The following is a 21,712-nucleotide window of genomic DNA, read 5'->3' on the forward strand; positions in this document are numbered from 1 at the left end:
GTCCGTGAACACGGTTCCCGACCGTTGCAAGGAGTTAGACCGGTGCGGGGTGGCCGACCATTGCAGGGTCGGCGCGGACGACACCCTGCAGATCCGCTGGCCGCGCCCTGTGGCGGAGGGCGAGCGGATCGTCCTGCGCCACGGGCCGTCCGGGGAGGTCCGTACGGGGCCGCTCTCGGCCGACCGGCGCTCCGCCGCGCTTCCGGTCGCCGGGCTCGCGCCGGGCGCGTGGGAGGTGCTCCTCGGCGCGGACCGCCCACTGCTGACCGACGACCCCGGGTTCTCCTTCGACGGGCTGCGCGAGTACGCCGGGCGGGCGCGGGATCGGGCCGTCCGCGTCGTGCGGCTGCCGGACGGGCGGGCCACGCTCGACGTCCGCGAGGTCTCCCCGCACGCGGAGGTCGAGGAGGTGCATCCGCTCGACGGCGAGATCAGGATCACCGGCCGGCTCGCCTACGCCGGGCCGCGGCCGGGCGGGGCCGCCCTGCTGGTGGCGGTCGCCCGCGAGGGCGGCGGCGAGGAGAGAGGGGGCGCCCGCCTCGACGGGACCGGCTTCGACGCGTGCCTGGACGTCCACGCGCTCACCCGGTGGGAGCCCTCCCTGTGGGACCTCTGGCTGGACGCGGGCGACGTCCGCGCCCGCCTCGCCACGTTCCTCGACGACGCGCCGGGCAAGCGCGGCACGCTCTCCTATCCCCGGCAGGTCGTCGCGTCCGGCGGGCGTCGGATGAGCGTGCGGCCGTACTACACGCTGAAGGACGGGCTGGCGGTCGCCTGCCACCTCCTCCCCGAGGACGACGCCCCATGAAGATCACGTTCCTGCTGCTGGAGGCCTGCGCAATCGACGGCACCGTGCGCAGCACCTTCACGCTCGCGGACGAGCTGTCCCGCCGCCACGACGTCGAGATCGTCAGCGTGCGGCGCACGGCCGACCGGCCGGTGTTCCCGCTCACGGACCGCGTCCGGCTGCGCTTCCTGGTCGACGTCCGGCCGGGCGCGAAGGTCTCGTGGCCGAACACCGAGCGCGCCGCCCGGCTCATGGGCGAGCCGACGCGGATCGTCCATCCCGAGGAGCGCAGCTTCTCCAAGTACTCCGCCTGGACGGACGAGAGGCTCACCCGCTTCCTCGGCAGGCCGCGCACGGACGTGCTGGTCACCACCCGAGCCGGGCTCAACCTGATGGCGGCGCGGCTCGCGCCGGCCAAGGTCGTCGTGGTCGGGCAGGAGCACCTCCAGCTCGGCATCAACGACGCCGGGATCCTCGCCGAGATCGAGGAGCTGTACCCGCGGCTGGACGCCCTCACCTGCCTGACGGCCGCCGACACCGCGGACTACGAGCGCCTGCTGCCCGCCGGCTCGTGTCCCGTCCACACGATCGGCAACGGGCTGCCCCCCGGGGTGCGTCCGCGGTCGCGGCAGGAGAACAGGGTCGTCGTGGCGGCGGGCCGGATCGTCTGGATCAAGGGGTTCGACCTGCTCGTCGACGCGTTCGCGAAGGTCGTGGAGAAGCATCCGCAGTGGCGGCTGCGGATCTACGGCGCGGGGCCGCGCCGCGAGGAGACGCGCCGCCGGGCCACCCGCCTCGGCCTCTACAACCACGTCCGGATGCTGGAGCCGGCCCACGACATGGAGGGCGAGCTGGCCAAGGCGTCCGTCCTCGCCCTGCCCTCGCGCGCCGAGCCGTTCGGCATGACGATCATCGAGGCGTTCGCGTGCGGGCTGCCGGTGGTCGCCTTCGACTGCCCGCACGGGCCCCGCGAGATCATCACCGACGGGGCGGACGGGCTGCTCGTCCCGCCCGAGGACTCCGGCGCGCTCGCCGAGACGCTGATCCGGCTGATCGACGACGTGGAGCTGAGGCGCGCGATGTCGGCGAACGCCCTCGACTCGGCCGAGCGGTTCGCCGTGCCGGCGGTCGCCGCGCGGTGGGAGCGGCTGCTCGGCGGGCTGGTCGCCGCGCCCCGCCGCGGCACCGGCCGGAGCTAGCCGGACTCGGCGTCGATCTTCGCCCGGGACGCCGGCCGCTGCTCCTCCCGCGGCGGGGGCACGGGCTGCGGGCGGAGCGACGGGAACAGCGCCAGGCCGAGCGCGACGCACGCGAACGGGACGGCGGGCATGACGTAGCGGTAGTCGAAGTCGGCGGTCGCGGCGGGGATCACCAGCAGCGCCAGGCTCGTCCCCCACGGGAGCAGCGCGCCCGCCGCCCAGTGCCGGACGGGCCGGGCAAGGCGCCACCGCCCGTTCGACCGCGCGTGCGGCACCGCCCCGGCGAGCCCGGCGAGCAGCAGGACGCCGAGGATCGTGCCGGGCATGACCACGTGGTCCTGGTAGGCGAGGACCTGCCCCGCCCACGGCCGGACGACCCGGGTCTCGCCGTCCCCGCCGTACCGCCCGGCGAGGCGCGCCTGCCTGTCGCTCCAGGCCTCGCCCTCGGGGAACTCGTACTGGAGCCACGTCCACGGCGTGGGGTACGGCTGCCGGTGCCAGGTGAACGCCCTCAGCGTGTCGCGGACGACGACCTCCGCGTAGTCGACGGGCTGCGCCTTGATCGCGGCCCAGGCGAACTCGCCTGCGAGCCGGTTGCCGTCCTCGCCGTAGACCCAGCCCGGGATGCGGCGGAACGGGGAGTCGGGCGTCCACATCACCGAGAACGACCTGGAGATCCGGGGATCGCTCCGCTCCGGGCACATGATCGCCAGCTCGGGCCGGGGCCTGATCACCCGGCAGTCCGCGAACGCGGCGGTGCGCCCGTACAGGAACACCTGGTCGGCCTTGGCGAGCTTGTACTGGCCGTACTCCGCGTGGAACCAGACCAGGTAGCCGGCGACGGGCAGGACGAACGCGACCGCCGCCGCCGCGCAGGCCCTCCAGCCCGCCCTCCTGATCAGCATCGCGGCCAGGATCAGGGCGACCAGCGGCAGGCCCGCCGTCCGGGTGAGCGACGCGCACGCCGTGAGCACCCCGGCCAGGGCGCCGAGCCACCATGTCGGCCGGCGCCGCCACAGCACGGCCGTCACCGCCGCGAGCAGCAGGAACGCGAACAGCGAGTCCGACATGAGCATGTGCTCAAGGGCGATCTGGTGCACGGGGATCAGCACCGGGACGGTCAGCAGCGCCGCCGCCGTGCCGGGCAGCCACACGCGCCGTCTCCTGTCGTCCGTGACGGGCCAGGCCGCCCGTCCCGCACGCCAGACCAGGACGTACACCAGGACACCGGTCAATACCCCGACGGCGTGCTGGACGGACACCATCAGGCCGAAACTGTGGAACGGCTTGAGCAGCCACAGCAAGATCGGATATCCACTGGGGCGCGTCTCGTCCGGCCGGAACCGGATCGCGGCCTCCAGGTACCCGGGCGAATCGCCGAACCACAGCGGCGCCGGATAGGCGAGGACGGCGACGGCCCGGATCCAGACCGCGACCGCGAGCACTCCGAGGAACGGCAGGTGGGGAAGGACGGAACGCACACGCACCCCGCCTCGTGTACCCACGGCGGTGATCGTCATGTGACCGGACGATCACGATCCGGGAGATCCCCGGTGACCGGAACCGGACAGCCGATACGATCAGACCGCTCCGCGAACGAAAGGAACCCCATGGCGAACTTCACGCTCGATGACGTTCGGCAACGGACGTACAAGGCGCGTGACGCCTGGTGGACCGTGCTCCTGGTCGACCCGCTCGCCGCAAGGCTGGTCAAGTTCACGGCCAACCGGACGCGCGTGACGCCGAACCAGCTCACCGTCGGCGCGCTCGTCCTCGGCCTCGCCGCCGGCGCCTGCTTCGCCGTCGCGTCCTGGCCGTGGCTGCTCGCCGGCGCGCTGCTGTACCACCTGTCGTTCACGCTCGACTGCATGGACGGCAAGATCGCCCGGTTGAAGGGCACCGGCTCGGTGTTCGGCGCCTGGCTCGACTACATCTTCGACCGCGTCCGCGTCCTGGCCTGCGCGATCGCCCTGATGGCCGGACAGTACGCCGCCACCGGCAACGTCGCCTACGTCTGGACGGCGCTCGGCGTCGTCTTCCTCGACATGCTGCGCTACATGGACGCGCTGGAGATCTACAAGGTCCGCTCGCAGATGCGGACGACCCTCAACGCGGCCCGCGAGGAGGCCCGGACGCTGGAACTCGCGGCCCGCCGCGCCAACGGCGATCTGGGGGACGCCGACGAGGACCTGCGCTCCGCCGAGGCGCTCACCGAGGACCCCGAGGCCGACGCGGAGAACCGGGTCGTCGGCGACGACCCCAACGCGGCGGCCCTGCAGGCGGGCTTCAACCAGCGCTTCCCCTGGTACGCCCGCATCCGCAACGTCCTCATGGCGGGCCGTATCCGCCCCCACCTGATCAGCGGCATCGAGTTCCAGATGGGCGTCTTCATCGTCGCCCCGATCGCCGCAGCGATCGTGCCGGGCGCCATCATCCCCGTCGTGATCCTCAGCGGCATCGGCCTGCTGGCCTTCGAGCTGATCATCATCTACAAGTTCTGGCTCTCCAGCCGCGACTACAGCCGCAGCCTCACCAAGCTCAACGCCAAGATCGAGACCCACCGCGCCGAGCTTCCCGCCGAGCCCGTCCAGGCCGGCGCCGTCGTCGGCAGCTCCGGCTGACCCGTACCGCATCAGGGTCCCCGCGGCGCCGCCGCGGGGACCTTCTGCTGGAAGGACCTTTCCCGGGCCCTCCTCCGGCAGTTTTAGACCTAGCCGGTGAGGACGTCCGTCCACTGGCGGCAGACCTCGTCCAGGCCGTAGGCGGCCCTCACCTGGGCGCGGGCCTGCTCGGCGTCGTCCTGCCAGCGGTTCAGGGAGACCGTGGTGGCGATCGACGCGGCCATGGCCGAGGTGTCGTCGTGGATCCAGCGGCGCTCGTAGATGGTGTCGGCGCCGGGCCAGGGCAGCAGGGCCGGGACGGCGCCCGAGGCCATGCCCTCGGCGGGGGCGAGGTGGAAGCTCTCGTCGTCGCTGGTGGACAGGACCCAGCCGATGCGGCGCAGCCAGGAGGACACGTCGCGGCCGTAGGAGTCGAACACGACGCCGCCGGAGAGAACGCGGGAGCGCCGGATGCGGCGGAAGACCTCCTCGTAGTGGGCCCGCTCCTCGTCCTTCTGCCAGATCCACCAGTACTCCCAGGGGAGCTTGGACTTGACGAAGAGGGTGAAGCGGGGGTCGTCGCGGCGGAGCTCCTCGACCACGTCCAGGGCCAGGTCCAGGCGCTTGCGGGACGGGGCGATGCCGATCATCCCGAGGTGGTGCTCGGCGCCGGGGAGCTTGGCGCGGTCGAGCTGCGCGTCGTCCACCCAGTTCGGGACCGTGACGACCTTCTCGGCGGGCCAGCCGGTGATCTCGCGGGTCAGCGCGTTGTAGTGGGGGCTGACGCAGATGACCTGGTCGACGGCGCCGATGTCGAGCTGCCTCGGCCAGGCCGCGTACAGCTCGAAGCGGTGCAGGCGCACGACGAGGCGCTGGTCCGGGCGCTTGCGCTGGGCGTACCAGAGGGCGTTCGGTCCGCACCACTCGCAGACGATGACGTCAGCCCAGTCGACCAGGGCCTGGCTGCGCTCCTCGTCGTGGGCCTTCAGCGCGGCCCAGTGGTCGACCCGGACCTCCAGGTCGGGACGGGAGCGCAGGTAGTCCAGCAGGCGGGAGAAGAACTTCAGGTCGTGGCCCGCCACGCCCACGCGCAGCCGCCGCCCCTTCACGGCGAGGACCTTCTCGGACGGTTCCGGGAACGCCTGCGCCAGATGCTCGCGGAGGCGGGCGGCGGCCGCGTCGAGGGTGAATCCGGCGGCGGCCGCGCGGCAGCGGTCCGCGGCGAGCGTGAAGACCTCCGGGTTCTTGCCGATGAGCGTCAGTGCGTCGAGCACGTCGTCCTCGGTGGCGGCGAACAGCGGGTAGTCGGTCCCGAGGAGCCGTTCGTGCATCGGGGTGCGGTTGAGGACGACCGGGACGCCGAGCGTCCCGCACTCCAGCACCTTCGTGGACAGTTCGAGGCTGGCGTCCAGGGAGGCGTCGCGCCAGGACAGGCCCACGTCGCCGGCGGCGGTCAGGCGCATCGCCTCGGCCCGCGGGTGGCCGCCGTGCCAGACGACTCCCTCGCCCGTCTCCAGCGCGGTCCTCATCCGGGCCGCGAAGCCGGGATCGGACGGGTCGTCGTGGATCTTGTCGCCGACCATGTGCAGCTCGGCGTCCACGCCGCGCATGGCCAGCAGGCGCGGAAGGGACGTCATCTCGTAGGTGTTCCAGCGCGGCGCGAACTTGCCGGTGTAGACGAGGCGGAGCGGGCCGTCGGAGGGGCCGGGGCGGCGCGTCTCCAGGCCGTCCGGGAGCACGACCACCGGCGGGAACAGCACGCTCTTGCCGGCGGTCGCCGGGACGGCGCCCTCCAGGAACCCGCGCAGCTCCTCGGTCTGGCAGAGCAGCACGCGGGAGGCGTCCGCGATCCGGCGCAGGTCGGCCTTGGCCGAGGCGGTGAACTCCGCGGCCGACTGCGGGACGTCGGTGAGGTACGTCCACAGCCGCCCGGCCATCGGGCCCGCGGCGAGCTTGCCCGCGAGGATGCGGCCGCGCACGACGACGAGGTCGTACGGGTCCTCCTCGTCGACGCGGGCGAGCACGGCCGCGGCCTGCCGCGCGACCATGCCGGCGGAGCCCTCGAACAGGCCCTCGGCGTGCGGGCTGCGGACGGTGACGCCGGGCAGGGCGCGCAGCGGGTCGACGAGCCGGCCGGTCCGGACGGGGGCCTTGAGGACCAGCGTCACCTCGCAGCCGGCGCGTACCAGGGCCTGCACCATGCCCTGGGCCCAGATGGCCGACCCGTCGATGATGTTGAGGTCGACGTCGCCGTAGACGAGGGCACGTGGTCGCACGGTGGTTCCTTTCAACGGGCCGGACCGCTCGTGGAGGCGCGGTCTCCCGCGCCGTCCGGCGGCGGCGCCGGGTCGAGGAGCCGGGCGAGCCCGGCGGGCGCGGTGGCGGTCGCGTCCCAGTGCAGGGACGCCAGGGTGGCCGGCGGCGCCTCGCCCCACAGGACGAGCGGGAGCGAGCGGGCCGCGGCGATCCGGCGGATCTCGTGCAGGGCCAGATCGCGGTCGTACATGCCGGGGACGCCCAGGTAGGCCCACGGCCCGCCGGGCTCGCCGGCCGCCGCGTCCACCACGAGCGCGTCCACGTCGGCGGCTTCGAGGGCGATCGCGGCGTCGTGCGGGTAGAGGGCGACGACCTTGGCGTGCTCGGCGAGGACGGCGGCCGTGCCGGGCGCGAGCACGCCCGCGATGATCGGGACGTCGGACGGGCCCGCGACGAGCAGGCGGTCCTCCGGCCGGTCCACGCGGTCCGGCTGGACGCCGCCGGCGGCGGCGCGCGCCGCCGCCGAGACCGGGGCGCTGCGCTTGCGCCAGAGCCGGTACAGCTCCTTCGGCAGCCGCTTGCCGCGCTTGGGGTTGCGCGCCGCGCCGGCGACCAGCCGCCCGAACTGCACGGCCGTCGAGGCCTCCAGGGCCGCGAGCCGCCTCTCCATCTCGTCGAGGCGCGCCTCGCGCTCGCGCAGCGTGGACTTCAGCCGCCCGAGCTGCTGGTAGGCCTTGGCGTTCTTCTCCTCGTCACTCACCCAGGAACTCCATGATCACTTCGGCGATGCGGGGGCCGGCGTGGCCGTCCCACAGCGGCGGCGTGCGCCCGCCCGTCCCGCCCCCGGGCGCCGATCCCCCTTCCAGGCATTTGCGGACCCCCGGCACCAGCTCCTCGAACGTGACGAGCCGGTTCGTGCCGTGGGTGATCGTGATCGGCCGTTCGGTGTTGGGGCGGACGGTCAGGCACGGCACCCCGAGGATCGTCGTCTCCTCCTGCAGGCCCCCCGAGTCCGTGACGACCGCCGCCGCCCCCCGCACGGCCGCGATGAAGTCGATGTACCCGAGCGGCTCCAGAATGTGCACGCGGTCGTGCCCGTCCAGCCCGGCGGCCAGCAGGTTCGCCCGCCCGCGCGGGTGGACGGGGATGACGAGGTCGGCGAGGTCGGCGACGCCGTGCAGGCGCCGGACGAGGGCCGCGGCTGTCTCCGGCGCGTCGACGTTCGCGGGCCGGTGCATGGTCGCCAGGACGTAGCGCTCCGGCAGCCCGTGCGCCTCCCGCACCGCGGCCGTGTCGAACTGGTCCAGGTTGGCCAGCAGCGTGTCGATCATCGGGTTGCCGACCAGGTGCGCCCGCTCCACCGCGACGCCCTCCGCCGCCAGGTGGCCGATCCCCTCCGGGCTCGTGACCAGGCACAGCGCGGAGAGCTGGTCGGTGATCCTGCGGTTGACCTCCTCCGGCATCGTCATGTCGAAGCTGCGCAGCCCGGCCTCCACATGGGCGACCGGGATGTGCAGCTTGGCCGCGACGAGGGCGGCGGCGATCGTCGAGTTCACGTCGCCGTACACGATGACGAGCGCGGGTGAACGCCCCGTGAACTCCTTCTCCAGCCCGATCATGAGCGCGGCGGTCTGCTCGGCGTGTCCGCCCGACCCGACGCCGAGGTTGACGTCGGGCTCGGGAAGCCCGAGCTGGTCGAAGAAGATCTCCGACATCCGCGCGTCGTAGTGCTGGCCGGTGTGGATCACCGCCTGCTCGGCGCCCGCCGCGGCGAGCGCCGATATCACCGGCGCCGCCTTGACGAAGTTGGGCCGCGCCCCGAGGACGTGCACGATGGGTGCCAACACAATTTCCCTTCTGTTCATCGGGGTTGCCTACGGTCCGGCCTGTGGCCGACGAACCCGTGAAGAAAACCGTCTACCTGGCCGGACTCGCCTGGCGCCAGCTCCGCGACGACCCCGGACGGGCGTCGCGGCTCGCCGTGCGGCTGGCCGCCCGGACCCCGCTCGGCGCCCGGCTGCGGAGCTCGCGCCTCGTCGTCCCGAGACCCCGGAACCTGGGCCGCGAGACGCGGGACCTCCGGCTCCTGCTCGCGGAGTCCGCGCCGCCGCGCGAGCGCCGGGCCGTGCAGGGCACGACCGTCCTGCAGTTCGTGACCAACGCCCTGCCGCGCACGAACGCGGGTTACACCGTCCGGACGCACCGGATCGCCCTCGCCCAGCGCGAGATGGGGTGGGACCCCCACATCGTGACCCGGCTGGGATATCCGCTCAGCCAGGGCATCGGCGACGCGCGGGCGCGCGTCGAGGTGGACGGCGTCCCCTACCATCGCCTGCTGCCCTGGTTCCCGCAGACGGACCCGCGCGACACCGTGGCGAAGAGCGCCGACCTCGCCGGACGGCTGGTCGAGGAGCTGCGGCCGTCCGTCCTGCACGCGGTCAGCAACCACCTGAACGCGGCCGTCGCCCTGGAGCTCGGGCGCCGCCACGGGGTCCCGGTCGTCTACGAGGTGCGCGGCTTCCTGGAGGACTCCTGGCTCTCCCGCGATCCCGCGCACGGCGAGGACGACGAGTTCTACCGGCTGACCCGCGAGCTGGAGACCCGCCGGATGGCCGAGGCGGACGCGGTCGTCACGCTCGGCGAGGCGATGCGCGCGGAGATCGCCTCTCGCGGCGTCCCCGAGGAGAAGATCTTCACGGTGCCGAACGGGGTGGACGAGGCGTTCCTCGCGCCGCTCCCGGACGGCTCCGGCCTGCGCGAGCGGCTCGGCATCGACCGGGGCGCCACCGTCGCCGGCCTGACGTCCTCGTTCTACGGCTACGAGGGCATCGACACGCTCATCGACGCGGCCGCCCTGCTGCGCGACCGCGGTGCGCCGGTCACCCTGCTGCTGGTGGGGGACGGCCCCGAGCGCGGCGCGCTCGAACGGCGCGCGGCCGCACGCGGCGTCCACGCCGTGTTCACCGGCCGGGTGCCGATGGAGTCCGTTCGCCGATACCACGCCGTCCTCGATGTCTTCGCGGTTCCGCGCCGGGCGGACCGGGTGTGCCAGTTGGTGACGCCTCTGAAACCGATCGAGGCCATGGCGGGGGGAATCCCCGTTATAGCCAGTGATGTCAAGGCTCTTCGCGAAATCGTGGAACCGGGCGTGACGGGGGCGTTAACAGTTCCGGAAGACCCGGAAGCCTGGGCGAATTGTCTGGAAGATCTGGCTTACAGTCCCGAAAGGAGACAGAAAATCGGGCGGTCGGCCCGTGAATGGGTCGCGGCGGAACGCACCTGGCGCGCCGTGACGGCCGGATACCGGGCCGCCTACCGCTTCCCGACACGCCGGAGCACATAGATCGAAGGGGGCCTGTCGCGTGGATCTCGTGGTCATCGGACTCGGCTACGTGGGGCTGCCGCTCGCGCGGGAGGCCTGCCGGGCCGGCCTGCGGGTCGGCGGGCTCGACCGGGACGCGCGCGTGGCCGCCGGCCTCAAGGCCGGGATGTCGCACGTCGACGACGTGTCGCCGGAGGAGGTCGAGCGGATGCTGCAGGCGGGCTTCGCCCCGAGCCTGCACGAGGACGTCCTGGACGGCGCCCGCACCGTGGTCATCTGCGTCCCGACGCCGCTCTCGCCGGAGGGCGGACCGGACCTGACCGCGGTGCGCGGCGCGGCCGAGACCGTCGCACGCCACCTGGAGCCCGGGACGCTGGTGGTGCTGGAGTCCACCACCTACCCGGGCACGACCGAGGAGGTCGTGCGGCCGATCCTGGAGACGTCCGGCCTGGTCGCCGGGGAGGAGTTCCACCTGGCGTTCTCGCCGGAGCGGATCGACCCGGGCAACCCGGTCTACGGCGTCCGCAACACCCCGAAGATCGTCGGTGGGCTGACCCCGGCCTGCGCGTCGGCTGCGTCGGCCTTCTACGGCAAGTTCGTCGACCAGGTCGTGGAGGCCAAGGGGACGCGCGAGGCCGAGATGGCCAAGCTGCTGGAGAACACCTACCGGCACGTCAACATCGCGCTGGTCAACGAGATGGCGGTGTTCTGCAACGAGCTCGGCATCGACCTGTGGGACGCCATCGACTGCGCGGCCACCAAGCCGTTCGGGTTCCAGGCGTTCCGGCCGGGGCCGGGCGTCGGCGGGCACTGCATCCCGATCGACCCGAACTACCTGTCCTACAAGGTCCGTTCGCTGGGCTACCCGTTCCGGTTCGTGGAGCTGGCCCAGGAGATCAACGACCGGATGCCCAGGTATGTGGCGGAACGCGCCCAGCAGCTGCTCAACCGGGAGGGCCGCGCTCTCAAGGGCGCCAGGGTCCTGCTGCTCGGCGTCACCTACAAGGCCGACATCGCCGACCAGCGCGAGTCGCCGGCCCGCCCGGTGGCGCGGCGGCTGGCCCGCCTCGGCGCCGACCTGTCGTTCCACGACCCGTTCGTCGCCTCCTGGGAGGTGGACGGCGAACCGGTGGCCTCCGCCGGGAGGGACCTGACCGCCGCCCTGGAGGCGTCCGACCTGGCGATCGTGCTGGCCGACCACGCCGCCTACGAGGCGGCGACGCTGGCGCGGCACGCCCGGCTGCTGTTCGACACCCGCGGCCGGACGCGCAACGTCCAGCAGGACACCGTCGAGCTTCTCTGACAGGCGGGCTCCTTTCCGTGGCGGACTTCTTTGACAGGGCTTTTCCATCCGGCGGGACTTGCCTGACCGACGGCCTTCCCTTTCAGTCAGGGAAAAGTCGCCCGGCAGCGTCCACCCTCCGGACAACGGGAATTCATCGGCAATTTGCATCGGCACCCGAGACTCGCCGGTGATGGACGAATCGGACGTTGCGGAGTGAGTGTGATGCGGGTCTGCGTTTGCACGGTGGTGCACCACCCCGAAGACGCGCGCATTCTGCACCGGCAGATACGCGCCCTGCTCGAGGCCGGCCACGAGGTCACCTACATCGCCCCTTTCCGGGCGTGCAACGCGACCCCGTGGCGCCAGATCAGCCCGGTGGACATCCCGCGGGCCACGGGACGGCACCGGGTCCGGGCCCTGCGCGCCGCCCACCGCGCGCTCGCCGAGCACGCCGCGTACGCCGACGTGGTCCTCCTGCACGATCCTGAACTGCTCGTGTCGCTCCCGCGCGAACTGCTGGGGCGGACGGTGGTCTGGGACGTCCACGAGGACACCGCCGCCGCCCTCTCCGCCAAGGGCTGGGTGCCCGGACCGGCCCGCCCCCTCCTGCGCCCGGCCGTGCGCCGCCTGGAGCGCCGCAGCGAGCGGCGGCACCGGCTGCTGCTCGCCGAGGAGGGCTACCGGTCCCGGTTCCGCGAGGACCACCCGGTCGTGCCCAACACCACCTACGTGTCCGACCTGCCGCCCGGACCGCCGGACGGCCGCCGCGCCGTCTACGTCGGGCAGCTCTCGCGGGCCCGCGGCGCCCTCGACATGATCGAGATGGCCCGGACCCTCGCCGCCGAGGACGTGCTGGTGGAGCTGATCGGCGCGGCCGACCCCGACGTCCGGGACGCCCTGCGCACGGCGCAGCGCGAGGGGATCGTGCGCTGGTACGGGTTCGTCCCGAACGACCGGGCGCTGCGCATCGCCGAGGGCGCGATGGCCGGGCTCGCGCTGCTGCACGACGAGCCGAACTACCGGCACTCGATGCCGACGAAGATCGTCGAGTACATGGCCCGCGGCATCCCGGTGATCAGCACGCCGAACCCGCCGGCCGTGGACATCGTGGAGCCCGCCGAGTGCGGGCTGATCGTCCCGTTCGGCGCCCCGGAGGCCGCGGCCAAGGCGGTCCTGCGGCTGCGGGACGACCCCGTCCTGCGCACCGGGTTCGGCAAGCGCGGCCACGAGGCCGCCCGAGAGCGTTTCCACTGGCCCGTCCACGCCGAACGCTTCGTCGCCCAACTGGAGGCGTGGGCGGGCCGCTCCCCCTCGGCCGTCCCGGAACCGGAGGCCGAACCCGTCCCCGAGCACTGAACCGCCCGGGGTCGGCGGCAGGCCGGGTCAGGACGGGCCGGGTCAGGAACGGGACTGGGACAGGTGGCGCAGGCGGTAGGCGACGGAACGGGCGAGGCGGGCGGCGGCCCCCGGCGGGCGGTTCGCCTCGACCATCACCACGCACCGCCCGACCCGCAGCGCGATCATCCCGGCGGTCGGGCCGATCTCATAGGCCTCGTCGCCCCCGATGTCGCGCCGCCGCCGGGCCTGCGCCTGCGTCGCCTGCAGCGTCTCCAGCATCCGCGACGCCGCCGCGTCGGTGTCGGCCACCCAGCGGACGCTCACCGTGAGGCCGGTGACGGCGGCCTCGGGGCCGTCGTCCCGCTCCGGGCCGCCCACCCGCGGCCCGGCGGAGGGGTCGGGCGTGGCCGAACCCGTACCGCTCGGCTCGGGCGAGGGCGATCTCCGGGCACCGGACCCGGCGGGATCGCGCCTGCCGCCGCGCGGCATGTACGTGCAGGACACCGGCCGCGGAAGGCGCACCGTCCCGGCGGACGCGCGGCGCGGCTCGGTGACGTAGCCGGTCATGCGCGCCGCGGCCAGATCGGCCTTCCTGAGCAGGGAGCACGCGTCCGGCCAGTCCTTCTCCGGGACGCCGCCGAGCTCCGGCGGCCCGGCGCCGGCGAGCCCGCCGCGCAGGGCGACCAGCCGCGCCGCGCCGTCCGGGCGCGGCGCCGCCTGCGGGAGCGCCGCGTACAGCAGCCCTCCGGCGGCCGCCAGCCAGGGCCGGACGCCCGGCAGGTCCGGGTCCATCGAGAACGGCGCGGGCGCGGTCGTGACGCTGCCGTCGCCGGGCTCGACGATGTCGACGCCCGCGGGCAGCAGCCCCTCCGACAGCCGGGGGCGCAGCGCGAACACCTGCCCGCCGGCCTGCGCGAGCGCGGTGTAGGCCGGCACGTCGCGACTCCACCCGACCCGCCCGGACGGCACGTCCACCGCCTCCATGCGGGCCACGTCCGCGCCCGTCCCGTCGGTGCCCGCCCCCTCGGCTCCCGCCCCGTCGGTGCCGGTCCCGTCCGGGTGGTAGACGACCACGAGCCGGCCCGGCGCCAGCACACCCGGGCACATCAGGTCGCCGCAGACCCCGTCGCCCTTCCAGACGCCGAACTGGCGGCCGCCGTCGTCGAACGCGCGCAGGGCCGTCCCGTCCGAGACGAGCGTCACCCCGTCCAGCATCGACACCTCGGGCGACTCCCGGGAGCCGAGCCGCCGCTCCCAGCGCACGATGCCCTTCGTCGGGTCGACCGCCAGCAGCCGGCTTCGGTGCCCCTTGTCGCCGCCGGGGCCCGCGCAGCGCAGGCCCAGCGCGGCGAGGTCCTCCCGGCCGTCGGACGGGTGCGCCCCGCCCTCGAACAGGCGGCAGCCGCGCGGCAGCGCCAGCCGCCACACCCGGTTCCCCGTCACCGCCGACACCCCGAACAGCGTCCGGCGCCCCTCGTCGGCGGTGAGCAGCACGTCGGACCCGGCGGGCCAGCGCAGCGTCGTCCGGGAGACGGCGGCGGGGCGCTCGTCCTCGCGCCGCCACAGCAGCCCGCCCGACAGCGCGTCGAACGCGACGAGCATCCGGTCGCCGCGGTCGCCGTCCCGCTCGAAGTAGGCGACGACGCGCGACCCCGTGGTCGTCCAGCCGAGCAGGGACCACCCGGCGCGGCGGTAGCTCCAGCGGGCCTGCCCGGTGCGCGCGTCCCGCGCCTCGATCCCGTGCCCGGACGCCGTCACGACCTGCCCCTGCGCGACCTGGTGGGCGACGCCGTCGTAGCCGGCGACCGAACCGCGGTGCGTCCGCGTCGCGTGCTCCCAGCTCACCGCGAGCGGGCCCGGCGGCGGGCCCACCTCGCTCTGCGGCGCCACGGGTTCCCCGGTCACGGTGTGGCGCACCTGCCACCACTCGGCGCGCAGCACGTAGGTGTCGACGAGGACGACGCAGAGCGCGAGGGCGACGGTCCCGGACAGCAGACCGAGCGCGACACGGACCCTGCCCACGGACTCCGGTCGGCCGTCAGCCCGCTGCCGGCTCCCGACCACGACCGCGCCGCCTCCCTCCAACTACGGTAATCACCGAGGACTGTGCTCATTAGGACGACACCCACCATGCCCTGTGCGGGGCTCCCGCGCGACACGGCCGGGAAGAACGGAGCGAACCCGTGGAGGTCTTCACCCGCTGGCACGCCTGGGAGACGGCCCGCGCGGACATCACCGCGTCCGGCGCGCCCGTCGACCTGGACGGCCTGGAGCGGGCCGTCGCCGCCGCCCTGCGCTGGCACGGCGACCAGCGGCGACCGACCGGCGCCCCCTACGTCGAGCACCTGCTGGAGGCCCTCGAAGTGCTGGTGCGCGGGGCGGGGGTGACGGCGCCCGCCGTCCTGTCCGCCGCGGTCCTGCACGACGTCGTCGAGGACACGCCCGCCTCCCTCGCCGACGTGGAGGCCGAGTTCGGCCCCGAGGTCACCGAGCTGGTCGACTGGGTCACCAAGCCGCCCGCCGCCGGCGCCGGGCGCCAGGCCAAGCGCGCCGCCAGGGCCGCCTACCTGCGGCGTCTGGGCGAGGCCCCGCACGAGGCGATCCTGGTCAAGCTCGCCGACCGCGCCAGCAACGTGCAGACCCTCGACCGGATGGCGCCGGACTTCCAGCGCCGCTACTACGCCGAGACCCTCACCTACATCGCCCCGCTGGCCGAGTCCGAGCCGTGGTTCAGGGCCTGGTACGCGGACTGGCGGCGGCATTTCGCCCACCTCCAGTGACCCGCCGGTCATGAAGTGGGAGAATGCGGAGCCATGGAGCGCGAGTGGGTCGTCGAGGAGAGCGTGGTCGTCGCCGCGCCGGCGCGGGACGTCTACGCGGCCGTCGCGAATCTGCGGCGGATGGGCGAGTGGAGCCCCGAGGTGTTCGCGACGTGGGTGCGCGGGCGTGCCGTCAGGCCGGGGATGAGGTTCGTCGGCTTCAACCGCATCGGCTGGCGCGTGTGGTTCACCACGTGCCAGGTGAGCGCGGCGGTGCCCGGTGAGGTGTTCGCCTTCCGGGTGTCGAGCTTCGGGGTGCCCGTCGCGCTGTGGGGATACCGGTTCGAGGACGTCGCGCAGGACTCGTCCGCGCCCCGCACCCGGCTCACCGAGTACTGGGAGGACCTGCGCCGCGACCACCGGGGCGCCGGTTTCGTGTCGCTGCTCGGCAAGGTCTTCACCGGCGTCGCCGCCGAAGGGCGCGCCGAGGTGAACCGCAAGGGGATGCGCGCCACGCTCGACCGGATCCGGACGGCCGTCGAGAAGGGGTGACCGCCCCTTCCCCGGTTCCGGCGCTTGGCAGCAAAACAAGAACCTGTTCTACTTAGCGGTGTGACAACGACCGCGCAGACGCACGCGATCCAGGGGGAGCGGATCACCCTCCCGGTAAGGATCCGTGACGCCGCCGTCGGCTCGGCGATGTTCGCCGTCCCCGCCGGCGCCGCCCAGGACGTCATCGCCTACTCCGGGCTCGCCGTGGCGGAACCGCTGCCCGGCAGGGCCGTCTGCTCGCTGGCGTTCGTCCGGTACGCCGAGGGCGACCTCGGCCCGTACCACGAGTTCGCCGTCGCGTTCCTGGTGCGCCCGCCCGGCGCGGCTCCGTCGCCGGGCGTGCTCGGGCGGATGCGCGGGATCGGGGCCTTCATCCACTGGCTGCCGGTCAACCAGGAGTTCACCCTGGAGGCCGGGCGGACGATCTGGGGCTTCCCCAAGGAGATCGCCGGCATCCCCATGGACCTCTCCGGGCGCGTGAAGCGCTGCGCGGTGCGGATCGGCGGGCGGACGGCGATCGAGGTGGCGATCCGGCCGGGCGTGCCGATGCCGGCCGGCTCGGCGGCCCCGAGCGTCGACGCCTACTCCTGCCTGGACGGCGTGACGCGCCGGACGCCGTGGACGCTCACGCCGTCCGGCGTCCGGACCCGTCCGGGCGGCGCGACCGTCGTCCTCGGCGACCATCCGGTGGCGGACGAGCTGCGCGCCCTCGGGCTCGACCGGGCGCGGGCGCTCACCACGAGCACGGTCGGGCATCTGCAGATGGTGTTCCAGGGCGCCGAGGAGGTGCGCACGTGAAGCGGACGGCGCTGGTGACCGGCGCCGCGCACGGGCTCGGCGCCATGGCGGCGCGCCGGCTGGCCGCGGCGGCGTGGGACGTGGTCGCGGTGGACGTGGACGAGCTCGGCCTCGCCAAGACGGCGCAGCGCTCCCCCAACACGCACGTGCGTGTGTGCGACGTCACCGACCCCGACGCCGTGGCGCAGGTGCTGGCGATGACGGGCCCGGTGCACCGCGTCGTCCACGCCGCGTCCGCCGCGCCGTCCGGGCCGGTTCTGGCGCTGCCCCTCGGCGAGATGGAGGACGTCCTGCGGAGGAACGTCCTCGGCACCGTCAACGTCGTCCAGGCCACGCTGCCGGGGATGCTGGAACGTTCGGCCCGGTCCCCGGAGCGGAGCGCCGGCGGAGCGGAAAGGCCCGGGTCGAACCCGCCCTCGCCAGGGGATATGGAGGGTCGCCCCCCACAGGGACGGGCCGGGGAGGTGTTCCTCTGCCCGGACGCCTCCGGCCCGCCCGCGAGCCCGTCCGCCGCCGCCGTGGCCGCCTACGCCGACGCGCTGTGGGCCGAGCACGGCGGGCGGGGCGTGACGCTGCGCTGCGTCCACGCCGCGGCCGGGACGCCGCACGGCCTCGTCCTCGACGCGATGGACCGCTCGCTCGCGCGCCCCGCCCGGGGCGTCCACGTACGGGTCCGGCCGGCGCGCCGACCGTTCCCGGCGGCGCTCGCCCGACGCTGAACGTCGTCGGAACCGCATAAGCTGTCTCTTCGCCATCGGGGTGCCGGGGGATGTCCCCGGCAGGACACACGCGCGAGGAGTAGCCTGCATGTCTTCCCAGGTCAACGGGCGGCCGACCGGTCCCGGCGGCACGGTGAAGGACCGGGAGATCGCCGTCGAACAGCGCTACGTCGACACCGCCTACGCGCGGCTGGAGGAGATGCGCGCGGACGCCCAGGCCATGATCCGCGAGGGCTACCGCCAGTCGCTCGCCGGCACCAAGGCCTCGCTCGTGGACCGTGACGCGATGGTCCACCAGGCGGCCCTGCGCGTCCAGGCCCTCGACGTCGCCGACGACGGCCTGGTGTTCGGCCGGCTCGACCTGGCCTCCCGCGAGGCCCGCTACATCGGCCGCGTCGGCGTCCGCACCAGCGAGCACGACTCCCTCGTCATCGACTGGCGGGCGCCCGCCGCCGAGGACTTCTACCGCGCCACCCCCGAGGACCCGCGCGGCGTCGTGCGCCGCCGGGTGCTGCACTCGCGCGGCCACACCGTGGTCGACCTGGAGGACGACCTGCTCGACCCGGAGGCGGCCGACGGGATGACCGTCGTCGGCGACGGCGCGTTCCTCGCCTCGCTCGCCCGCACCCGCGAGGGCGCGATGCGCGACATCGTCGCGACGATCCAGCGGGAGCAGGACGAGGTGATCCGCGCGCCCGCCGACGGGACGGTCCTGGTGCGCGGCGCCCCCGGCACCGGCAAGACCGCCGTGGCGCTGCACCGCGTCGCCTACCTGCTGTTCCGGCACCGCCGCCGGTTCGGGTCCCGCGGCGTCCTCGTCGTCGGCCCGAACCGCCGGTTCACCGCCTACATCGAGCGGGTGCTGCCCTCGCTCGGCGAGGGCTCGGCGACCCTCCGCTCGCTCGGCGACCTCGTCGACGGCGCCACCGCGACCGTCCACGACACACCGCGACTCGCCCGCGTCAAGGGCGCGGAGGCGATGGTGACGGTGCTGCGGCGCGCCGTGGCCGACCACGCCCCCGGCGCCCCGGACGAACTGCGCGTGGTGTTCAAGGGCGTCGTCGTCACCCTCGACCGCGCCCGCCTCGACCGCATCAGGAACGAGGTCCACCGGCGCAGCCGCGGCAGCGTGAACGCGGCGCGCGGCCGGGCCGCGGAGATGCTCCTGGACGCCCTCTGGCGCCGCTTCGCCGAGATCGGGGGCCCCGAGGCGGCCGAGGCCGAGGAGGGCGCCGAGGCGGGCCTGTGGAACGCGATCCTCGCCGCCGACGGACTGGCCTCCCTCGACGAGGAGCCCGCGCGCGGCAACGGCGCCGGCAACGGCGACCCGAAGCGCGCCCAGTTCGACGCGCGGGTCCGCGAGCAGCGCGCGTTCACCGACTTCCTCGTCGCCTGGTGGCCGATCCGCCGCCCGCTGGACGTGCTGCGCTCGCTCGGCGACCCGGCCCGGCTCCGCGGCGCCGCCGGACGCGACCTCGACCGCGCCGACGTCGAGCCGCTCGCCGCGTCCTGGGCCGGCGACGGCGCGCCGCTCAGCTACCAGGACGTCGCGCTGCTGGACGAGCTCGACGCGCTGCTCGGCGCCCCGCCCCGCCCGTCCCGCCGCCGCAGGCCACCGTCCGAGGACGACCCGTTCGTCGTGGACGGCGTCAACATCCTCACCGGCGAGGAGGTCGTGGACGAGACGTGGGAACCGGAGATGCAGGAGCTCACCACGTCCATGGAGCGGCTTGAGCGCTCCCGGCGGGTGGACGACGGCGTGGTCGAGGAGCGTCCCGAGTACGCGCACCTCGTCGTGGACGAGGCGCAGGACCTGTCCCCCATGCAGTGGCGGATGCTCGGCCGCCGCGGCCGCCAGGCGAGCTGGACGATCGTCGAGGACCCCGCCCAGAGCGCCTGGGAGGACCTGGCCGCCGCCCGCCGGGCCATGGAGGCCGCGCTCGGCGGCGAGCGCCCCGCGTCCCGGGGCCGCCGCCGGAACCGCAAGGCGCCCCCTCCCCGCGCCCGGCACGAGTACGAGCTGACCACGAACTACCGCAACTCCACCGAGATCGCCGCGGTCTCCGCGCGGGTGCTCGCCCGCGCGCTGCCCGAGGCCAGGCCCGCCCGCGCCGTCCGCACGTCCGGGATCGAGCCGGTCGTCCGGGTCGTCCCCGAACCCGATCTCGGTCCCGCCGCCCGCGCCGCCGTCGAGGAGCTGCTCGACCAGGTCGAGGGCACCATCGGCCTGATCGTCCCGCTCTCCCTGGAGGAGTCCGGCGGCCAGGCCTCGCTGTTCGACGGCCCCGCCACCGCCTGGGACGCCGCCGACCGCGACCGGCTCGGCGCAGGACTGCCCGAGCGCGTCCAGGTCCTGGACGTCCTGGAGGCCAAGGGACTGGAGTTCGACGCGGCGGTCATCGTGGCGCCCGAGACCGTCGCCGCCCAGTCCCCGCGCGGGCTGCGCGTGCTGTACGTGGCGGTGTCGCGGGCCACCCAGCGCCTGACCGTCCTCACCGCCGACCCCCGCTGGAAGGACACCCTGCTCACCGGCTGACGGGGCCTCCGCCGATCCCCTCCGGGGTTAGGCTGACGCTGCCCCATCCGCACGGGTGAACGGAGATCGATGAGCGGCCGCAATCCCGCACCCAGGCGCAGCTATGCGGGCCGGTCGGCCGAGGAGCGGCGCGCGGAGCGGCGCGACCGGCTGCTGGCCGCCGGGCTCGAACTGTTCGGGACGCGCGGCTACGCGGCGACGTCCATCGAACGGCTGTGCGCGACGGCGAGCGTGTCGACCCGCAACTTCTACGAGGAGTTCTCCGGGCGCGAGGAGCTGCTCACCACGCTGCACCGCGGCATCAACGAGCGCGCCGCCGAGGCCGTCTCCGCCGCGTACGCGCAGGCGGCGGACGCCGGCTTCCCGGCCCGCGTCGAGGGCGCCGTCCGCGCGTTCGTCACCGTCACCGCGAGCGACCCGCGCTGGGCCCGCATCGCGTTCGTCGAGGTGATCGGCGTCAGCGCCGGCCTGGAGCGGCACCGCTTCCGCTGGCGCGGCCAGTGGGAGGACGCGATGCTCGCGATGGTCCGCGAGGCCGCCGCCCGCGGCGAGGCCGTCGACCGCGACCATCGCCTCACGATGATCGCCGTCATCGGCGCAGTGAACAACCTCGTCCACCACTGGTCCGCCCGCGACCAGAACGTCCCCTTGGACGACATCACTGCCGAACTGACCCACCTCATCGTGGCCGCAGTGACGAACCCCTAGATGATCGGGGGCCTGCCTGTGCGGGTCATGCGCCAGGCGGTGCGGTAGGAGATGGGGCGGCGGGGGCCGGCGGGCTTGCGCCAGCCCTCCAGGAAGCCCTTGAACCAGGGTTTGAGGGCGCTCGGCTTGCGCTCGCGCAGGACGGTCATGCCGACCCACACGGCGAGGTAGGTGAGCGCCAGGGGCCACGGCAGGTTGCGGCGGGCCAGCCACACGCGGTTGCGGGCGTTGTAGCGGTAGAACATGGCGTGCCGCGTCGGCAGGACGGCGGGGTGGAACATCACCGCCGAGGCGTCGTAGACGATGCGGTAGCCGGCGTTGAGGATCTGCCAGGCGAGGTCGGTCTCCTCGTGGGCGTAGAAGAAGTCCTCCGGGAGGCCGCCGCCGGCGTCGAACGCGGCGCGCCGCATCGCGCAGGCGCCGCCGAGGAACGTGGTGGCGGCGGACGAGCGCTCCGGGTCGCCCGCGCGCAGCCGGGGGACGTGGCGGCGCTCGCCGCGCCCGCCCTCGGGGTCGCGGACGCGGAACGAGACGACGCCGAGGTCGGGTTCGGCGGAGAAGCGGTCGCGCAGATGGGCGCCGAGGCGGGGCGAGCGGTACCAGCCGTCGTCGTCCAAAAACAGGATGACGTCGCCGCAGGACGCCTCCACGCCGCGGTTGCGGCCCCCCGGGATGCCGAGGTTCTTCGGGAGGCTGAGGGTCTTGACGCGCTCGTCGTCGAACGGCGGCGCGCCCGCCGCCTCGCCGACGGGGTCGGCGCCGTTGCCGACGAGGACGACCTCGACGTCCACGTGCTCCTGCTCCAGGGCGCTGCTGACGGCGCGGGCGAGCTCCTCCGGCCGGTTGCCCATGG

18 protein-coding genes are annotated in these 21,712 nt (G+C 74.2%); 12 read left to right on the forward strand and 6 right to left on the reverse strand.

Annotation, left to right across the window (positions count from 1 at the left end):
- The first annotated feature begins 49 nt into the window (after positions 1 to 49).
- On the forward strand, positions 50 to 808 hold the full coding sequence (locus BJ999_RS36625) for a hypothetical protein (RefSeq protein WP_179837489.1): 759 nt from the start codon (positions 50 to 52) through the stop codon (positions 806 to 808).
- Complete coding sequence (locus BJ999_RS36630; RefSeq protein WP_179837490.1) at positions 805 to 1,986, forward strand: glycosyltransferase family 4 protein; 1,182 nt, start codon at positions 805 to 807, stop codon at positions 1,984 to 1,986. The genes BJ999_RS36625 and BJ999_RS36630 overlap by 4 nt, the downstream gene beginning before the upstream one ends.
- Here the strand turns inward: BJ999_RS36630 and BJ999_RS36635 are convergent.
- Positions 1,983 to 3,473: a hypothetical protein gene (locus BJ999_RS36635; RefSeq protein ID WP_179837491.1), complete on the reverse strand. Its 1,491-nt coding sequence runs from the start codon at positions 3,471 to 3,473 to the stop codon at positions 1,983 to 1,985. The genes BJ999_RS36630 and BJ999_RS36635 overlap by 4 nt on opposite strands.
- Before the next feature lie 123 nt (positions 3,474 to 3,596).
- Here BJ999_RS36635 and BJ999_RS36640 point away from each other — a divergent pair, with 123 nt between their 5' ends.
- A complete protein-coding gene (locus tag BJ999_RS36640) occupies positions 3,597 to 4,607 on the forward strand; it encodes a CDP-alcohol phosphatidyltransferase family protein (protein WP_179837492.1) in 1,011 nt (336 codons plus the stop codon).
- Positions 4,608 to 4,696: 89 nt separating this feature from the next.
- On the opposite strand, the gene BJ999_RS36645 is transcribed toward BJ999_RS36640, so the two are convergent.
- The 3 genes from BJ999_RS36645 to wecB form a co-directional block, all read right to left on the reverse strand.
- Complete coding sequence (locus tag BJ999_RS36645) at positions 4,697 to 6,787, reverse strand: glycosyltransferase family protein (protein WP_229810017.1); 2,091 nt, start codon at positions 6,785 to 6,787, stop codon at positions 4,697 to 4,699.
- 86 nt (positions 6,788 to 6,873) lie between these two features.
- Positions 6,874 to 7,602: a hypothetical protein gene (locus BJ999_RS36650; protein ID WP_179837494.1), complete on the reverse strand. Its 729-nt coding sequence runs from the start codon at positions 7,600 to 7,602 to the stop codon at positions 6,874 to 6,876.
- Positions 7,595 to 8,707, reverse strand: coding sequence for a non-hydrolyzing UDP-N-acetylglucosamine 2-epimerase (wecB, locus tag BJ999_RS36655; RefSeq protein WP_179837495.1), 1,113 nt, complete (start codon positions 8,705 to 8,707; stop codon positions 7,595 to 7,597). Before wecB ends, BJ999_RS36650 begins: the two co-directional genes overlap by 8 nt.
- Before the next feature lie 23 nt (positions 8,708 to 8,730).
- On the opposite strand from wecB, the gene BJ999_RS36660 reads away from it, so the two are divergent.
- From BJ999_RS36660 to BJ999_RS36670, 3 genes are all read left to right on the forward strand, one after another.
- The gene (locus BJ999_RS36660; protein ID WP_229810006.1) at positions 8,731 to 10,185 is read left to right on the forward strand and encodes a glycosyltransferase family 4 protein; all 1,455 of its coding nucleotides are present in this window, start codon (positions 8,731 to 8,733) and stop codon (positions 10,183 to 10,185) included.
- Positions 10,186 to 10,204: 19 nt separating this feature from the next.
- Entirely contained in the window at positions 10,205 to 11,467 is a 1,263-nt protein-coding gene (locus tag BJ999_RS36665) for a nucleotide sugar dehydrogenase (protein ID WP_179837496.1), read from the forward strand.
- A gap of 204 nt (positions 11,468 to 11,671) precedes the next feature.
- Positions 11,672 to 12,805 (forward strand): glycosyltransferase family 4 protein, encoded by a 1,134-nt coding sequence (locus BJ999_RS36670; RefSeq protein WP_179837497.1) that lies wholly within the window; start codon positions 11,672 to 11,674, stop codon positions 12,803 to 12,805.
- Positions 12,806 to 12,847: 42 nt separating this feature from the next.
- Here BJ999_RS36670 and BJ999_RS36675 read toward each other — a convergent pair whose 3' ends face one another.
- Positions 12,848 to 14,809 carry an outer membrane protein assembly factor BamB family protein gene (locus BJ999_RS36675; protein WP_179837498.1) on the reverse strand — a complete coding sequence of 654 codons (1,962 nt, stop codon included), beginning with the start codon at positions 14,807 to 14,809 and terminating at the stop codon, positions 12,848 to 12,850.
- Positions 14,810 to 14,970: 161 nt separating this feature from the next.
- Between BJ999_RS36675 and BJ999_RS36680 the strand changes: the two genes are divergently transcribed.
- The 6 genes from BJ999_RS36680 to BJ999_RS36705 all read left to right on the forward strand — a co-directional run bounded on the left by BJ999_RS36680 (position 14,971) and on the right by BJ999_RS36705 (position 20,859).
- Positions 14,971 to 15,567 (forward strand): HD domain-containing protein, encoded by a 597-nt coding sequence (locus BJ999_RS36680; RefSeq protein ID WP_179837499.1) that lies wholly within the window; start codon positions 14,971 to 14,973, stop codon positions 15,565 to 15,567.
- 33 nt (positions 15,568 to 15,600) lie between these two features.
- Positions 15,601 to 16,098, forward strand: a complete 498-nt coding sequence (locus tag BJ999_RS36685; RefSeq protein WP_179837500.1) for an SRPBCC family protein — start codon at positions 15,601 to 15,603, stop codon at positions 16,096 to 16,098.
- Positions 16,099 to 16,158: 60 nt separating this feature from the next.
- Positions 16,159 to 16,896: an acetoacetate decarboxylase family protein gene (locus BJ999_RS36690; protein WP_229810007.1), complete on the forward strand. Its 738-nt coding sequence runs from the start codon at positions 16,159 to 16,161 to the stop codon at positions 16,894 to 16,896.
- Entirely contained in the window at positions 16,893 to 17,615 is a 723-nt protein-coding gene (locus BJ999_RS36695; RefSeq protein WP_179837501.1) for an SDR family NAD(P)-dependent oxidoreductase, read from the forward strand. The genes BJ999_RS36690 and BJ999_RS36695 overlap by 4 nt, the downstream gene beginning before the upstream one ends.
- An 88-nt stretch (positions 17,616 to 17,703) precedes the next feature.
- Positions 17,704 to 20,151, forward strand: coding sequence for a HelD family protein (locus tag BJ999_RS36700; RefSeq protein WP_179837502.1), 2,448 nt, complete (start codon positions 17,704 to 17,706; stop codon positions 20,149 to 20,151).
- Positions 20,152 to 20,220: 69 nt separating this feature from the next.
- Positions 20,221 to 20,859 carry a TetR/AcrR family transcriptional regulator gene (locus tag BJ999_RS36705; protein ID WP_179837503.1) on the forward strand — a complete coding sequence of 213 codons (639 nt, stop codon included), beginning with the start codon at positions 20,221 to 20,223 and terminating at the stop codon, positions 20,857 to 20,859.
- On the opposite strand, the gene BJ999_RS36710 is transcribed toward BJ999_RS36705, so the two are convergent.
- Complete coding sequence (locus BJ999_RS36710; protein WP_229810019.1) at positions 20,856 to 21,710, reverse strand: glycosyltransferase family 2 protein; 855 nt, start codon at positions 21,708 to 21,710, stop codon at positions 20,856 to 20,858. The two genes, BJ999_RS36705 and BJ999_RS36710, sit on opposite strands and share 4 nt — an antisense overlap.
- Positions 21,711 to 21,712: the final 2 nt, after the last annotated feature.

The sequence above is a fragment of the Actinomadura citrea genome (genome assembly GCF_013409045.1).
In the GTDB taxonomy this organism is placed as follows: domain Bacteria; phylum Actinomycetota; class Actinomycetes; order Streptosporangiales; family Streptosporangiaceae; genus Spirillospora; species Spirillospora citrea.

Bases quoted from the DNA above. Each gene is read 5' to 3' on its own strand.
- BJ999_RS36630 (WP_179837490.1), top strand. From the start codon at position 805: ATGAAGATCACGTTCCTGCTGCTGGAGGCCTGCGCAATCGACGGCACC.
- BJ999_RS36640 (WP_179837492.1), top strand. From the start codon at position 3,597: ATGGCGAACTTCACGCTCGATGACGTTCGGCAACGGACGTACAAGGCG.
- BJ999_RS36645 (WP_229810017.1), bottom strand. From the start codon at position 6,787: ATGGTGCAGGCCCTGGTACGCGCCGGCTGCGAGGTGACGCTGGTCCTC.
- wecB (WP_179837495.1), bottom strand. From the start codon at position 8,707: ATGAACAGAAGGGAAATTGTGTTGGCACCCATCGTGCACGTCCTCGGG.
- BJ999_RS36670 (WP_179837497.1), top strand. From the start codon at position 11,672: ATGCGGGTCTGCGTTTGCACGGTGGTGCACCACCCCGAAGACGCGCGC.
- BJ999_RS36685 (WP_179837500.1), top strand. From the start codon at position 15,601: ATGGAGCGCGAGTGGGTCGTCGAGGAGAGCGTGGTCGTCGCCGCGCCG.
- BJ999_RS36700 (WP_179837502.1), top strand. From the start codon at position 17,704: ATGTCTTCCCAGGTCAACGGGCGGCCGACCGGTCCCGGCGGCACGGTG.
- BJ999_RS36705 (WP_179837503.1), top strand. From the start codon at position 20,221: ATGAGCGGCCGCAATCCCGCACCCAGGCGCAGCTATGCGGGCCGGTCG.
- BJ999_RS36710 (WP_229810019.1), bottom strand. From the start codon at position 21,710: ATGGGCAACCGGCCGGAGGAGCTCGCCCGCGCCGTCAGCAGCGCCCTG.